The following is a 15646-nucleotide window of genomic DNA, read 5'->3' on the forward strand; positions in this document are numbered from 1 at the left end:
AATTCGTAAAAATTACACGATAAATTGTTGACGGGGTATTTTTAGAGTGATATGATTCAAATTGTAATTAGATTGAGTAATTTTAAAGAAATACTCTATCGATGAGGGTGGGATATGAAACTTGAAGATATTGTAACGGTTAAGATAGGAAGAAACCTTTCTAGAGGCAACGTTAAAAATGATCATACATTAGTTGCTTATACATATGAGGATTTAATGAATGATTTAGATGGCTCATTTCTAGACTCACAAGCTAGTTTTGATGCTGGACATTCAAATCATAAAGAAAGCTATTTGAGCAATGCCGGAGACGTTGTTTTCAGCTTTGTTAGTTCCAAAGCTGGAATAGTGAGTGACTTAAACCGAGGGAAAATCATTAATCAAAATTTTGCGAAACTCATGATCGAACATGATGAATTGGATCGTAGCTATTTATGTTATGCGTTGAATGAATCGTATGCAATGAAAAGGCAAATGGCAATTTCGATGCAAGGAAGTGCTGTGCCAAAATTAACTCCAGCGATTTTAAAAGAGTTGGAAATCCAGTTACCAAGTATTGAGAAACAAAGGATAATTGGAAAAGCTTATTTCTGTTTAAGAAAGCGTCAAGCTTTGGCGAAAAAGCAAGCAGAACTTGAAGAGCAGCTTTATTTAGAAATATTAAAACAATTAGACCAACAATAGAAAAAAGTGAGGAACACAACCATGGCTGAATTATATTCGAAATTATACAGCGCCGCAGACAACTTGCGAAGCAAAATGGATGCATCAGAATATAAAAACTACTTATTAGGATTGATCTTTTACAAATACTTATCTGATAAATTATTAAAGGAAGTAGTTGAAATAGCAGGTGAATCAACAGATGAATACAACACACAAGAAAAACAAACTCGTTTGTACCAGAAGTTATTAGCAGATGATGAGATGAAAAATGACTTGATTGAAACGTTAGTCGATACATTAGGTTATGATATTGAGCCAAAGCATTTATTCAGTGTATTAGCCAATCAAGCGAAACAAAATACGTTTCAGCTGAATGACTTGAATAAAGCCTTTATCGATTTGTCTACGAGGTATGATCAATTTAATGGATTGTTTGATGATGTAGATTTGAAATCAAAAAAACTGGGATCAGATGATCAGCAGCGGAACATCACTATTACAGAAGTACTGAAGAAACTAAATGATGTCAATGTGATAGAACATAATGGTGATGTTATTGGGGATGCCTATGAGTACTTAATTAGTCAATTCGCCTCAGAAGCTGGTAAGAAAGCGGGGGAATTTTACACCCCTCATGAAGTATCTGACATGATGGCTCGTATTGCCGCGATTGGTCAAGAAGACAAAAAATTGTTTAGCGTATTTGACCCTACCATGGGATCGGGTTCCTTGATGTTGAATATTCGAAACTATATTAACTATCCTGAAAGTGTAAAGTATCATGGACAAGAACTAAATACAACAACCTATAATCTAGCGAAAATGAACTTGATCTTACATGGTGTGAATAAGGAAGATATGCGGTTACGCAATGGGGATACATTGAACAAAGATTGGCCGACAGAAGAGCCTTATACCTTTGATGCCGTTCTTATGAATCCTCCATACTCTGCAAAATGGTCTGCAGATGCTACATTTTTAGATGATTCTCGTTTCAATCGTTACGGAAAGTTAGCGCCAAAATCAAAAGCGGATTTTGCTTTTCTTTTACATGGGTTCTACCATTTGAAAGATTCGGGAACAATGGCCATCGTCTTACCGCATGGGGTCCTGTTCCGTGGAGCTGCAGAAGGTGTGATTCGTAAGAAATTATTAGAAGATGGTAGTATTTATGCCGTGATTGGCATGCCAGCAAACTTATTCTTTGGAACCTCGATTCCAACAACAGTCATCATCTTGAAGAAAAATCGTAGCACTCGTGATGTGTTATTTATTGATGCAAGTAAGGAGTTCGTGAAAGGAAAAAACCAAAATAAACTTTCTAAAGAACATATTGATAGGATTGTCGAAACGTATAAGAAGCGAGAAGATGTTGAGAAATATGCCCATGTCGCTACATTTGAGGAAATCAAAGAGAATGATTTCAATTTGAACATTCCTCGATATGTAGATACCTTTGAGGAAGAAGAACCTGTTGATATGGCTGCGATTGGCTCAAAGATCAAAGATATTCGAAAAGAAAAAGTAGAACTAGAATCTAGCTTATATGACATGATTTCTTCGCTACAATTTGATGAAGAAAATGCTGAATGGATCAAGGGTGCGTTAGAGGTGTTTAATCGTGGAAAATAACAATACACCAGAAATTCGATTTCCTGGATATAGCGGAGATTGGGAGGAGCGTAAGATTGGGGAATTTTTGACTGAAAGTAGAATTTCAGGGACAAATGGTCTTAAGGCTAAAAAATTGACAGTAAAACTTTGGGGAAAAGGCGTCGTTCCAAAGGAAGAAATTTACCAAGGTAGTGAAGAAACCAAATACTATATTCGCAAAGCAGGCCAATTTATTTATGGGAAGTTAGATTTTCTCCATCAAGCTTTTGGAATTATTCCTGATAATCTAGATGGCTATGAATCAACATTAGATTCACCTGCATTTGATATCGCAGAAAATCTTAACTCATTTTTCTTTCTTGAATACGTATCAAGAAAACAATTTTATCTATATCAAGGAACGATTGCTAATGGATCTCGAAAAGCTAAAAGAATTCATTCAGATACTTTTTTTAATATGCCTTTAATAATGCCTTCGGTGGAAGAACAAACTGATATAGGAACTTTCTTTAAAAAGATAGACGACACGATTGCTCTTCATCAGCAAGAACTAACCACCCTCAAACAAACAAAACAGGGGTTCTTGCAAAAAATGTTTCCAAGAGAAGGGGAGTCTGTCCCGGAGGTTCGGTTCCCAGGGTTTACTGGAGATTGGGAACAGAGAAAGTTGGAAGAGATAGCTAATTATCGTAGAGGTTCTTTTCCACAACCATATGGGAAGAAGGAATGGTACGATGAAGAAAATGGGATGCCTTTTGTACAAGTTGTGGATGTCGGTGAAAATCTTAAATTGGTTGATAATACAAAGCAAAAGATTAGTAAATTAGCACAACCCAAAAGTGTGTTTGTTGAGGAAGGAAAGGTGATAATTACTTTACAAGGGAGTATTGGTAGGGTTGCTATTACACAATACTCTTCTTATGTTGATAGAACACTATTGATTTTTGAAAATTATAAGGTACCAATAAACAAATATTATTTTGCATACGTTATTCAACAATTGTTTGAGAAGGAAAAGCAGAAGGCTCCAGGAGGAACTATAAAAACAATAACAAAGGAAGCATTAAGTAATTTTCTCATAAACCTTCCAAGTGTAGAAGAACAAACTCAAATCGGCAACTTCTTCAAACAACTAGACGACACGATTGTTCTCCATGAAAGCGAATTAGAAGCCTTAAAAGCAACGAAAAAAGCATTCCTACAAAAAATGTTTGTCTAACGAATAAAGAGGGGGTAAACATGACAACGATCCAGCATAAAGACGAAGCAGAGGTAGAACGTCGCCTGATCGAAGTGTTAGGGGAAGGGCATAATCAGTGGAATTATCGTCCTGATTTAAAATCTGAAGAAGATCTATGGAAGAACTTGCGTCAAAAGATTACACAAAATAACTTATCAGAAATTGGGGAACATCCAATTACTGATAAAGAATTCGATACGATTAAAACAGAATTACTATTGAAAACACAGACCCCCTTTGATGCTGCTAGGTGGCTCAAAGGGGAAAATGGAATTGCCCGGATTACGATTGAACGTGAAGATGTCTCTTTAGGTTCGATGTCTTTAGTGCTGTATTCTAACCAAGACATAGGTGGCGGAATTTCTACATACGAAGTTGTTCATCAGATTGCGAAACAAAAGTCTAACGTTGATGGTCGTGATCGCCGATTTGACGTAACACTCTTAATCAATGGGTTGCCAATTGTTCAAATTGAATTGAAAAAGGTCAGTGCCAAAGACGGCGTATTTCAAGCCTTTAATCAAATCAAGAAATACTCAGAAGAAGGGATGTTTAGAAATAATATCTTTTCTACTCTTCAATTATTTGTTATCTCTAACGAACAAACGACTCGCTATTTTGCCAATGCGATGCCAAAAGACATGCACAAGAAATTTGTCTTTAACTGGCGAACAAAGGACAATCGAAAAGTAGAAAATCTCTATGAATTTGTAAAACAAGTCTTAAATATTCCAGATGCCCATCGATTGATTGCCGATTATACAATTGTAAGTGAGGATCAAGACAACAAAGCTGTAATAGTATTAAAGCCGTATCAAATTCATGCGATCCAAGCCTTGTTTACATCTGCCATGAAACATCAATCCGGCTATGTTTGGCATGCGACTGGTTCAGGAAAAACGTTGACAAGTTTTGTTTCTACGAAGTTATTAGCTCGCAAAGCAGGTGTAGATCGTACCATTATGCTGATTGATCGAAAAGACTTAGATAATCAAACGACGACCGAATTCATCAAGTTTGCTTCCGAGTTTAATACCGGTATTTCTTCTGGTGATGCAATATCGAATAGCTTGATTGTCGGAACTGGAAGTGCGAAGGAGTTAAGTGATACTCTACTGTCTGATGCCAATTCCAATACAGTGATTATTACCACTCGTCAAAAATTAGAAGCTGCCTTGCGCTATGCCCAAAGGCAAGAGGAGCAAAAAGGTACTCAGCGCTTTAAGAAACTACTAGGGCAACATATTGTCTTTGTCGTGGATGAGTGCCATCGTGCGTTAAGTGCAGAAGGGATGCAAGTCATTAAGGGATTCTTTCCAAATTCAACTTGGTTTGGATTTACAGGTACACCGATATTTAACGAAAATAAAAAACAGGCAAAAGGTCAATTAGCTCGCACCACTCGTGATCAATATGGAGAAGTTTTGCACACCTATACCATTAAAAATGCATTAGATGATGGTGCTGTTTTAGGGTTTCAAGTAGAGCACGAAGATACGATTGATCCAACATCATTAAATAATTATATTTTTAATCAACTGCGTCAAAATGAAAAATACGCCAATTTGACTGCAGATGAAATTAATCACATCATTGATCAAATGGACGGAATAGAAAAGGAAGCATATCTTGAACCATCTTCGTTTGAAAATGATGATCATATTCAAAAAGTTATTCACAAAATTTTCAGACCGGATAATGCCTATACTAAATTTGATTTCCAAAACGGCCGCCCGCAAAAGTCTGCCATTTTAACAACAAGTTCCATTGATATGGCGAAGCTCTACTATCGGGCAATCAAGGAAATGACGAAAGATCCAGAATGGTTGACGAAAGAATTTGCTGGACATCCGATCCGAACCGGACGTACGATTGAAGATCCGGATTTTCCACGAATTGCGATCACCTATTCGATTCAAGAAAACGAAGACAATTCGAAACAAATTCAAGATGAAATGAAAGAGATTATTAAGGAATATAACGATTATTATCACACTGCTTGGTCGATAGAAGATATTGAACGATATAATGGTGATATTAACAATCGTTTAGCTCGTAAGAAAGCAGAGTTCAAAGAATTTGGTAAACAAATTGACCTTGTCATTGTTGTCGATCGGTTATTGACTGGTTTCGATGCACCAACGATACAAACATTATTTGTGGATCGAAATTTAAGTTATGCGAATTTGATTCAAGCATTCTCTAGAACCAATCGTACTTATCCAGGAAAGAAAAAAGGATTAATTGTGACATACCGGAAACCTTCAACAATGGAGCAAAATGTAAAGAATGCGACGAAATTATATTCACAAGCACAAGAGGAATCTAGTCTTGTTTATCCGACTTATGATGAAACGAAGAAACGCTTTAAAAAGGCTCACAAAGCGCTAACTGCGTTAGTTCCAAATCCAACCGATATTGATGAGAACACATCTCTTGAAATCCGAATTGAGTTCGTGAAAGCATTTCAAGAGCTAAACAATTCATACGAAGCTTTAGTTACATATAATGACTACAACGATGATATGGAGAAATCAACAGCACTTCAAGAGCAGGTGAAAACCTTAGAAGAATACATTGGTATATATAACACGGTTAAGGGTTCACTCGAAGATGAAGGGAACCAAGATGGACCGGGACCAGATTTCTCAGACATTGAATTCTATGGAGAAAATGCAGTTAAGATCTATGATATCGACTCAACTTATATTGACCGACTATTAGAAACATACTCGGCCAATAATCAGAACATCCGCGACGAGATCGAAAATGCACTTCAAAAACTGAAGAAATCAGAAATTGTTAAAGACGTATACCGCACGATGTTAAATGCTATTGATGCCAATGAAATAGATGCAGAGGAAGATATTCTTGCAGTGAAACGAAGCTTCTTCACTAGAGCACGTGACAAAGCGATTCATGAATTTGCAAATACGTGGTTTGTGGAAGAAGATGAGCTGCATTTGTCCGCGATACAATATGTAATAGGAACAGATCCGATTCCGAATATTGGTCGAATCATCAACAGTAAACAATTTGAGAAGTATAAAGCCGTACATCCAGATGCAAAACCATTGAAATATGGACCAGAAATGAAGCGGCAGTGGAGAAAGACATTAGATGAAGTCATTGTACCTTTGGATGATGAGTTGAGATAAAACCGTTTGGATCAAAATTACTTTTTCAGGACTTAAACGATTAATGAAATAAGTAATATTTAGATTTGAATTAAAAGCTTTGGTCAAACACTACCAAGACTTTTTGTTGTTTAACCAGTTTACTCTAACATAGAGCCACTTCACTAATTGACAAAAGGGCATTACAAAAATTTACACATATGATAAGATCATGTTAAAGATAAACAACAATCTTAAATGAAATGAGGGGGCTTGATATGAACAAGGTCGCTTCTGAGGTTGTAGCGGGTGTCTTGAACGAATTCCATTTGGCGATTAAAAAGCACGATATTGAACAGGCAAAAATGCTTTTTGAAAAGGCTAAGTCGATGTTTACAGAAATGGAAGAAAACCAAAATGTCCTGGTCTACTACTCGCTTCTTGAAGAACGGTATCGGATGATGCTTTATGATGCAAGGGGAGAACGTTTGCCGCGCCAATCTTATTTTAATGCCTCGCAAATCAAGAGTATCGAACAGACGGATGATATGATTGATTACTATTTTTACTTTTTTGAGGCGATGCATGAAGCATACAACAAGAATGTTGAACGGGCGATCAGCCTTTATAAGGTTGCCGAGAAAAAATTAGCGAAGATTCCCGATGATATTGAAGCGGCTGAGTTTTATTTCAAAGTGTCCTGGCTGTACATGTCTCTCCGGCAAAATGCGGTTTCTCTCAATTATGCAAAAGATGCGATGAATATTTACAAGATGTATGACGGGTATAAAAAGAAGCTGGCGATTTCTCAGGTTGTCATGGGGACAAATTATATGCAAATGCAGCGCTTTAAAGACGCAGAGAAATACTTCGCGGAATCGATTGGAATTTCAAAAGAGATTGGCGATCCATTTTTAGAGGCGATGCTTCACCACAATATCAGCATTCTTTATTCTTATTCAGACCGATCCCAGGATTGTATCCTGGCAGTACAGCACGCCTTGAGCAATCCAGAGTGGCGTGAATCGAGTTATTATATCAACTCTCTTTACATGCTGGTCAGGGAGTTTTTCAAAATCGGCGAAACAGAGGCGGCTCTTTACTATTATCAAAAAGGACAAGAGGAATTAGAGAAAAACGGGAATAAGCATTATGAAAAGAAAATAAATATTATATATGAACTGTATTGTCGTGAAAACGTAGGGAGCATCAAAGATGACATCCATTCCTTGGATGAGATGAACGATTTAGACGGCGTTTACGACCTTTCTTTGCTCATATCAAGCTATTTTGAAGACAAAGGAGATTACAAGAAAGCACTAGAATTTGCTAAAATAGCCATGAAAGCCGAAAACAAAATGAGATCATTAGGGAGTGAGGGATTGTAATGAAAAAAATCATTCTTTGCTTGTCGTTAACAGTTGTGATCTTTGGCGGTGCTGCTTTATCCCAGAGCCATAATACGGCGTCAGGAAGTGTTCAAGTAGCGGAATTGCCTGTCGGGGGTTAATAAAGTCCTTTTTAGGGCTTCTTTTTTTGCAATCATGAAATGGGGTGTAATTTAAGAAGAAACCGAAAGAACACGAAACATAACATCCTTTCACATTTGCAAGAAGCCCTCCAACGCATGAAGGCGTATGAAATCTTTTAACGAATTGGAGGGATGAAAAATGAATGATCACAAATTTTTTTCGTTATTAAAACATGCAGATGAACCTTTTGTCGGCTGGGATTTTTCATTTATTACTGACACAGGAAGAATGACAAGCGGGCTGTTCTCATGGTCATATGGAAGCATGGCTCTTTCTCTTATTCAAGATGCCACATCAATGTTGGATATGGGAACAGGCGGCGGGGAGTTTTTATCCAAATTGGGCCCTTTTCCACCGTCAGCATATGCTACAGAAAGTTATTTGCCTAATGTGCCTGTCGCAAAGGAACGATTGACGCCTTTAGGGGTTCAGGTTGTTCAAGTTGATAATAATGAGGCTCTTCCTTTCATTGAAGACGATATTTACCGCGAGCTGTGGATCGACCAGGCTCCGCCCCCTCCGATCAAGTCGATGGATCAAAACGGGCATGTTTTGTACATCGGAAGCTTTTCCAAAACGCTGAGCCCGGGACTCAGGATCGGCTGGATCGTCGGGCCTGAGCCTGTCGTCGAACGTTTATCAGATATTAAAATGCAGACAGACTACGGTTCAAGCTCGCTGTCTCAAAGAGTGGCCGCCGAATGGCTGACAACCGGACATTATCAGAAGCACCTCGAAAACGTCAGGGAACAGCTTAAAAAGAGAAGGGATTTTGTCTTGGAGGTTTTGGAAGAACACTTGAAAGGATTGGCGTCATGGAGCGTGCCAAAGGGCGGCTTTTTTATTTGGCTGAACATACTGCCGCCCCTGTCGATGAAATCTCTTTATGCAAAAGCATTGGCAGAAGGCATTCTTCTGAATTCCGGGAGCATCTATGCGCAGGAAAACGGGAATTTTATCAGGCTATCCTATGCTTTTGCCTCCCCCGGCGATCTTAAAAAGGGAATCTATCAATTAAGCCTGATCATCAAGACGTTAGCGACAGAAAGCGGAAAAAAATAAAAAATGCTCCGGAAATTTGATACAATTTCCCTAAATACATAAAGACAGGAGAAAATCGATGCAGCATCAACTGAAGGCTTACACCTCAATGGCGCTTGCGATGGCGATCGTCGGCAGCTCTGTCGTCGTCGGCAAGCTGATGGTCGAAACGATTCCGGTGTTTCTTTCGTCAGGAATTCGCTTTTTGATCGCGGCGGCCGTTTTAATCGCCTTGCTTATTGTTTTTGAAAAAGGGTTTCCGGCGCTTACGAAAAAAGACGTGTTTGTGCTAGTGATGCAGTCGTTTACCGGCGTTTTTCTGTTCAGCGTCTGCATGCTTTACGGCGTCAAGCTGACGACGGGGAGGGAGAGCGGGATGATTACGAGCACGACGCCGATGGCTGCCGGGATTTTGGCTTTTTTTCTATTGAAAGAACGAATCGAAAAGCGGATGGCGATTGGAATCGTGCTCGCTGTCATGGGCGTGATGACGATCAATCTGTTTGGAGCTGACGCGGCAGGAAGCCCGCACGCTTTGATCGGGAATCTATTAATCGCAGCTGCTGTGGTTGGCGAGGCGATGTTTACGCTTTTGGCAAAACTGTTGTCCCCGCATATTTCGGCTTTGGCGATTGCACGTTTGTGTCGCTGTTCGGGTTTTTGTTTTTTCTTCCTTTTGCCGTCATCGAAGCGCTGTCTTTCGATTTCACAGCACCGGGTTTTCTTGATTGGTCATACGTGCTTTATTATGCGCTGATCGTCACGGTGCTTGCCTTTTACTTGTGGTACAGCGGTGTGGCGAAGGTTTCCGCCGGCATTTCCGGGATTTTCACGTCGGTATTGCCCGTTTCCGCCGTCGTCTTATCCGGCATCGTTCTGAAGGAGCAATTTACCATGATCCACCTGATCGGAATCACGCTTGTGATCGCCGGGATATTTGTCACCGTGGTTGTGAAAGAGGACGGCCAAAATCTCGCATCCTAGCAGATTTCCAAAAAAATGTCGCAAATTTAATGCATCAATTTGATGAAATCGCCAAGCCCTGCGGTATAATAGATTTTGTGAATGAAATGGAAAGAGAGTGGTTACATTATGGGCCGTAAATGGAACAATATAAAAGAAAAGAAAGCGTCTAAGGATGCGAATACGAGCCGGATATACGCCAAATTCGGACGTGAAATATATGTGGCGGCAAAGCAGGGCGAACCGGATCCCGAATTAAACCAGGCGCTGAAGTTCGTGCTTGAGCGCGCCAAAACATACAATGTCCCGAAAGCGATTATTGAGCGGGCGATCGAAAAAGCGAAGGGCGGCTCTGAGGAAAATTACGACGAGCTGCGCTATGAAGGCTTCGGTCCGAACGGAGCGATGGTGATCGTTGACGCGTTGACAAACAACGTCAACCGCACGGCTGCTGATGTGCGCTCCACATTTGGCAAAAATGGCGGAAACATGGGTGTGAGCGGATCTGTCGCATACATGTTTGACCCGACGGCTGTCATCGGCTTTGAAGGCAAAACGGCGGATGAAACGCTTGAATTGTTGATGGAAGCCGACATCGATGTCCGCGACATCATCGAAGAAGACGACGCCGTGATCGTCTACGCCGAGCCTGATCAATTCCACGCCGTGCAGGAAGCGCTGCAAAACGCCGGAATCTCCGAGTTCACGGTCGCAGAGCTGACAATGCTCGCGCAAAACGAAGTAACGCTTCCCGAGGATGCTCAGGCTCAATTTGAAAAGCTGATCGATGCTCTGGAAGATTTGGAGGATGTTCAGCAAGTTTATCATAATGTCGATTTAGGAGAGTAATCCTCATCACCACCCGTGATTGAAATCATGGGTGGTTTTTTGCAAAAAAGCCCCATTGTACATAACTGCTGAATGGGGAATATACTATTCTACGTCTTTTAATAATGCTTCAATTTTATCAAGACGCTGCTTGATCTCCTTTATTTCCTCGCTTTCAAGTTTGAATTTCTCTTCAGCCAGTTTACCGTTCCTTAAATACCTTTTGACAACCTTGGTTAAGGCAACGATACCCACGATGACAAGCGCAGCCATTACTGCATAATATATAGGTATTAAAATTGTGATGATATCAACGGCTCCCATCTTTATTCTCCTTACATTCTGTAGATTTTTGTTTTGCTAATTTCTCAATCAAATCATTATCAATCGTAAAGGAAAATTCCTTTAGATAATAATACTTTAGAGCTTTACCATCTGATGAAACTTTCATTTCACTAAATATAACTCCTGCCTCCTCAAGTTTGGTTAAATGTAAATAAAGTAATGTCCTATTGATTCCTAACTTGCGTGCAAGCTCGCTAACATAGCAACCTCCTTTTAATAAGATGGTTAAAATCTGTAAACGAAATGGATTTCCAAGGGCCTTTGCAATTAAGATTAATTGGTTTGGTTCATTTATTTTATTCATATGTAACAATAATTTAACACATGTGCATCTAAAAAAAAGGTGTTTTTTCAAAAAAATGATTTGTTTGTTAAATTGTGTGAATTTTGAGAGAGATTATATATGATAATATTAACATTAGTTGAATAGACTTCCAGTTAAATACACCCAATAAATTTACTTTATTTGGAGAGTGATTGGAATGAAGAGATCTTTAGCCTTATTATTTTCCTTTTTGTTAGTATTCCCTACTGCCTTAGGGACTGCTAGTGCAAAGGAAAAAACACAAGATTTAAGTTTGGAAGAAAAAATTTTTGAAATTGATGAAAGCGATTTATCAACTCAAGTTAAAAAACAAGAGTTTATCCAAGCTTTAGAGGATGCAACTCATGCGGAGAAGACTGAATATCTTGAAAAAGTAGGGAAACGAGTACAAAATACTTTAAATGAAGTTGATGTTGAATTAGGTGAAAATCAAGAAATAGATTTAGGCATGGGAACGACTATTGAATTAGAATCTTCTGATGTTGTTGAGGCACCTGAAGATGAATTCGTAAAGACTTCTGGATACGATTTTTCAAAGGGAAACATACTCCAAAAAAAATACGGTGCTAGAAGATTTACATGCAGGGTTAGTGTGAAATCACTTGGTATCACATTAGGATCTCTCGTGCTGCGAAATCACTATACGGTAGGGAGTTTTGGGTTGAAAATGAGGTATGCATCCGATAATGGTACATCTGGAACAGATCCTTTAATGATTATCACTAGTTCTTCTACATCGGTTCCTGATGGTAAAGCTGTAAAAGTAGGGCATGATATGAATGCAAGAGGTTCGTATAAATGGAAACTGGGGATTTCAGGTATATATAAATCTTTCACATCAGAAATATACAGTACAATCAAGTTAAGTAAGCTAAATAAGAAAAAGAAATTTGCTGTCGTTTATCAAAATTACAAATTTACTGAGTGATAGCCCTGTAAAAAAATATAATTTGTTCGTTAGATTAAATTTCGACAGCTTAAACGCTGTCATTTTTCGTTTGAAGTAAAAAGAGTCATTTCCTATTTTTTTTCTTTCTTGCTACATCTCAGCCTTTGTTGTTTTTCGAAGATGTTAGTTAGTTATATTTTATTCATTAAGATTGCTTACGGCACTCTGTATTTATTTTTAGAGTGCCCCGACAATTTTAAGACATTTGATTATACCCCTGTTTAAATGAATGATCGCACTTGGATTTGAACCTTAGGAGGTGTGAATCAGCTATGTGTAGCTTCGAGAAATAACTTGTCTTTGTACAAAAAGCTAGGACAGGGGGGGATTCTGCAAAAAGCAGACCGCACAAAAAATCGGTCTGCTTTAATCTTTATACAAACTGCAGCAACTGCATCAAAATCGGCACAACAAACATAAACAAAATCGTACTTGTCGCAACGGTGTTTGTCGCAAAGTCGACATCGCCGCCTGCTTCTGCGGCGAGCATCGGGGTGACGGTCGGCGTCGCTGTAGCCGATTGGACGATTAATGTTTGCTTCAGCAGCGATGACAGCGGGATCGGCAGAAGCAGCAAAAACAGCACGAGCGGCGAAATGATGAAGCGCCCGAGTAAAACGCCGATTGTATCTTTGTCAAAGCGGATGCTTTTCAGCCCGGATTTGTTAAGGACGATCCCGATAAAAATCAATGACAGCGGCGTGACCAGGTTGCCGACGTATGTCAGCGCAGAATTCGCGAACTCAGGCACCGGAATTTGGAACCATAGAAACACAATTGAAATCAGAAAGCCCAGGAGCGGAGGCGGCAAAAGCTTCGAAATCAGCTTTTTGAACGTTATTTTTTGCGTGCTGTGCGCTTCGTCTTTGCTGTCTTTGGCGATTAAAAAGGCTCCCAGCGACCAGAGCGAAATCGTATTAATAATATAGTAGACAAGGAAATAAGGAAGGCTTTTTTCGCCGAACAACGCGATGTTCAGCGGCAAACCGATGAAAATCGCATTCGCGTTGACAAAAGAAGCTCTGAACGTTCCGATTCTGCCTTTTCTCGTCCGCAATGCTTTTGATAGTAAAAAGGCAATGATATAGGAAATGATGACCCCGCACAGAGGCCAGATTAAGCTGGAGGATAAATCGATCAGTTTTTCTTTCGTGAAAAACTTTAAGACGGATACAAAGATAGAGCAGGGCAGCGCTATTTTTGTAATCAGGTTTGAAATGCTTTTGTTGAATCCTTCCACAAACCAGCCCTTCTCATTCAAAATATACCCTAATGCAATTAATAACAAAATGATAATGACGCTTGAAATCGATGTCCAAATGTTCATGTGCATTCCTTCTTTTCTTTATTTATGGAAATGAAATATTCCCTGCGTAAAATAATAGTTCAGCCGGGAGAACACTCACAAATACGGTTTATTTATAGGCCGATAAGAAAGATTTATCAGTACGCCGTATAGCCTGACGGGGCGGGCCGTATTAGTTTTATTTATTATCGTATAAAAATTATATAGGGGTTTTTGGCCGGGCGCCGGGTCTACAATAGCAGCGTACCGAAAATGGAATAAGGAGTTGATGGTTGTGGCTGAGGGAAGCGGTCCTGAAAGAAAAGCCCGGCAGCTGGCGTTTAAGCCGATTCCGTTTCTCATTTCTATCATTGTTGGAACGGTGCTTTGGTTTTTACACTATCCGCAAGGCATTTCTCTTCAGGGCGGCCATGTGCTGGCATTGTTCCTCGCAACGATTCTTGGCTGCATATTGAATGCGGCTCCGCTCGGACTTTATGCATTTATTGATTTGATCATTTTAACAGTGACGCATACGGTGAGCGGTGAAGTTGCTTTTTCAGGCTATAGTGACAGCACGATTTGGTTGATTGTGGCGGCATATTGTGCGGCCGTCGGATTTACGAAGACAGGACTCGGATTAAGGATTGCTTATCTGTTCGTCAAACTGTTCGGCAAACGGACATTGACGTTAGGATATGCCCTTGTGTTATGCGAATTGGTGATATCGCCCGCCATTCCTAGTAATACGGCGCGGGGGGCGGGAATCATTTTTCCGATTATCCAGCAGCTGGCGAAATCGTACGGTTCTGATCCGAAGCTCGGCACATCGCGAAAGATTGGCTCTTTCCTTGTGATTTTAGGATTCCACGCTAATCTGCTGACATCGGCTATATTTCTGACGGCGATTTCGACGAGCCCGATCGCGGTGTCATTGGCGGACAAACTCGGTGTCCACATTTCGTGGGGGCAATGGGCGTTGGCCGGGTTGTTGCCGGCGGTTGTCTCATTAGTCGTGATCCCGCTGTTCATCTATCTGGTCTATAAACCGGAAATTACGAAAATGCCCGAAGCACCGGCGATGGCGCAAAAGGAACTGGAGAAAATGGGTCCGGTCAAACGCTCGGAAATCTACATGCTGATTTCTTTTCTCGTCATGATTTTATTGTGGATTTTCGGAAATGCGCTCGGCGTCTCCACAACGATTGCGGCCTTTATCGGGGTCACGATGCTCGTCTTCTTTGGCGTTATTAAATGGTCTGATATTCCGGAACAGAAGAGCGCCTGGAACCTGCTCGTCTGGCTCGGACCGCTGTTGATGATGGGAGCTCAGCTCAATCGCTTCGGCGTTATCAAATGGTTCAGCAACGCTGTAGGCGCGGAGGTCCATGGTTTGTCATGGGGCGTCGCTTTCGTTGTGTTAGGTTTGATCTACTATTACAGTCATTATTTCTTTACGAGCCTGATCATTCACGTCAATGCGTTCTATACGCCGTTTTTGGCGATTTTGATCGGCATGGGCGCTCCGCCTGTCGCATCCGCATTGTATTTGGCTTTCCTGACGGCGCTGTGCGCGCAGCCGACCAATTACGGAACGCTGGCAGGACCGCTTTATTTCAGTTCTGAGTATGTTTCCTCAAAAGCGTGGTTCAGCCTCGGCTTCGCCGTATCCGCTTTGACGTTTGCGATTTGGACAGGCCTTGGCATGCTTTGGTGGCACATGATCGGAATCATGTAAATAT

At 40.3% G+C, this 15646-nt stretch carries 12 protein-coding genes and 2 pseudogenes; 11 read left to right on the forward strand and 3 right to left on the reverse strand.

Annotated elements, in window-relative coordinates:
- Positions 1 to 114: 114 nt before the first annotated feature.
- The 9 genes and pseudogenes from NSQ39_RS04245 (at position 115) to NSQ39_RS04285 (ending at position 11021) form a co-directional block, all read left to right on the forward strand.
- Positions 115 to 684 carry a restriction endonuclease subunit S gene (locus tag NSQ39_RS04245; protein WP_341014287.1) on the forward strand — a complete coding sequence of 190 codons (570 nt, stop codon included), beginning with the start codon at positions 115 to 117 and terminating at the stop codon, positions 682 to 684.
- Between the two features lie 21 nt (positions 685 to 705).
- Entirely contained in the window at positions 706 to 2298 is a 1593-nt protein-coding gene (locus tag NSQ39_RS04250) for a type I restriction-modification system subunit M (protein ID WP_341014289.1), read from the forward strand.
- Positions 2288 to 3499, forward strand: a complete 1212-nt coding sequence (locus tag NSQ39_RS04255) for a restriction endonuclease subunit S (RefSeq protein ID WP_335498734.1) — start codon at positions 2288 to 2290, stop codon at positions 3497 to 3499. Before NSQ39_RS04250 ends, NSQ39_RS04255 begins: the two co-directional genes overlap by 11 nt.
- A gap of 20 nt (positions 3500 to 3519) precedes the next feature.
- Entirely contained in the window at positions 3520 to 6678 is a 3159-nt protein-coding gene (locus NSQ39_RS04260; protein ID WP_341014292.1) for a type I restriction endonuclease subunit R, read from the forward strand.
- Positions 6679 to 6914: 236 nt separating this feature from the next.
- Entirely contained in the window at positions 6915 to 8024 is a 1110-nt protein-coding gene (locus tag NSQ39_RS04265) for a tetratricopeptide repeat protein (protein ID WP_175075887.1), read from the forward strand.
- Positions 8024 to 8146 carry a PhrK family phosphatase-inhibitory pheromone gene (locus NSQ39_RS04270; RefSeq protein WP_082094083.1) on the forward strand — a complete coding sequence of 41 codons (123 nt, stop codon included), beginning with the start codon at positions 8024 to 8026 and terminating at the stop codon, positions 8144 to 8146. Before NSQ39_RS04265 ends, NSQ39_RS04270 begins: the two co-directional genes overlap by 1 nt.
- A 472-nt stretch (positions 8147 to 8618) precedes the next feature.
- Positions 8619 to 9230: pseudogene (locus NSQ39_RS04275) on the forward strand (aminotransferase-like domain-containing protein); the annotation flags it as partial.
- Positions 9231 to 9288: 58 nt separating this feature from the next.
- Positions 9289 to 10193: pseudogene (locus tag NSQ39_RS04280) on the forward strand (DMT family transporter).
- A gap of 108 nt (positions 10194 to 10301) precedes the next feature.
- Entirely contained in the window at positions 10302 to 11021 is a 720-nt protein-coding gene (locus NSQ39_RS04285; RefSeq protein WP_046130410.1) for a YebC/PmpR family DNA-binding transcriptional regulator, read from the forward strand.
- Between the two features lie 84 nt (positions 11022 to 11105).
- On the opposite strand, the gene NSQ39_RS04290 is transcribed toward NSQ39_RS04285, so the two are convergent.
- Both NSQ39_RS04290 and NSQ39_RS04295 read right to left on the reverse strand, forming a co-directional pair.
- A complete protein-coding gene (locus tag NSQ39_RS04290; RefSeq protein ID WP_046130409.1) occupies positions 11106 to 11324 on the reverse strand; it encodes a hypothetical protein in 219 nt (72 codons plus the stop codon).
- Entirely contained in the window at positions 11311 to 11649 is a 339-nt protein-coding gene (locus NSQ39_RS04295) for an ArsR/SmtB family transcription factor (protein ID WP_046130486.1), read from the reverse strand. Before NSQ39_RS04295 ends, NSQ39_RS04290 begins: the two co-directional genes overlap by 14 nt.
- Before the next feature lie 178 nt (positions 11650 to 11827).
- Between NSQ39_RS04295 and NSQ39_RS04300 the strand changes: the two genes are divergently transcribed.
- The gene (locus NSQ39_RS04300) at positions 11828 to 12598 is read left to right on the forward strand and encodes a hypothetical protein (protein ID WP_046130408.1); all 771 of its coding nucleotides are present in this window, start codon (positions 11828 to 11830) and stop codon (positions 12596 to 12598) included.
- Positions 12599 to 12992: 394 nt separating this feature from the next.
- Here the strand turns inward: NSQ39_RS04300 and NSQ39_RS04305 are convergent, their stop codons facing one another.
- Positions 12993 to 13946 carry an AEC family transporter gene (locus NSQ39_RS04305; RefSeq protein WP_175075889.1) on the reverse strand — a complete coding sequence of 318 codons (954 nt, stop codon included), beginning with the start codon at positions 13944 to 13946 and terminating at the stop codon, positions 12993 to 12995.
- Positions 13947 to 14193: 247 nt separating this feature from the next.
- Between NSQ39_RS04305 and NSQ39_RS04310 the strand changes: the two genes are divergently transcribed.
- Positions 14194 to 15642: a DASS family sodium-coupled anion symporter gene (locus NSQ39_RS04310; RefSeq protein WP_202049264.1), complete on the forward strand. Its 1449-nt coding sequence runs from the start codon at positions 14194 to 14196 to the stop codon at positions 15640 to 15642.
- Positions 15643 to 15646 lie beyond the last annotated feature (4 nt).

The organism is Bacillus sp. FSL W8-0848 (assembly GCF_038007805.1).
In the GTDB taxonomy this organism is placed as follows: domain Bacteria; phylum Bacillota; class Bacilli; order Bacillales; family Bacillaceae; genus Bacillus; species Bacillus glycinifermentans.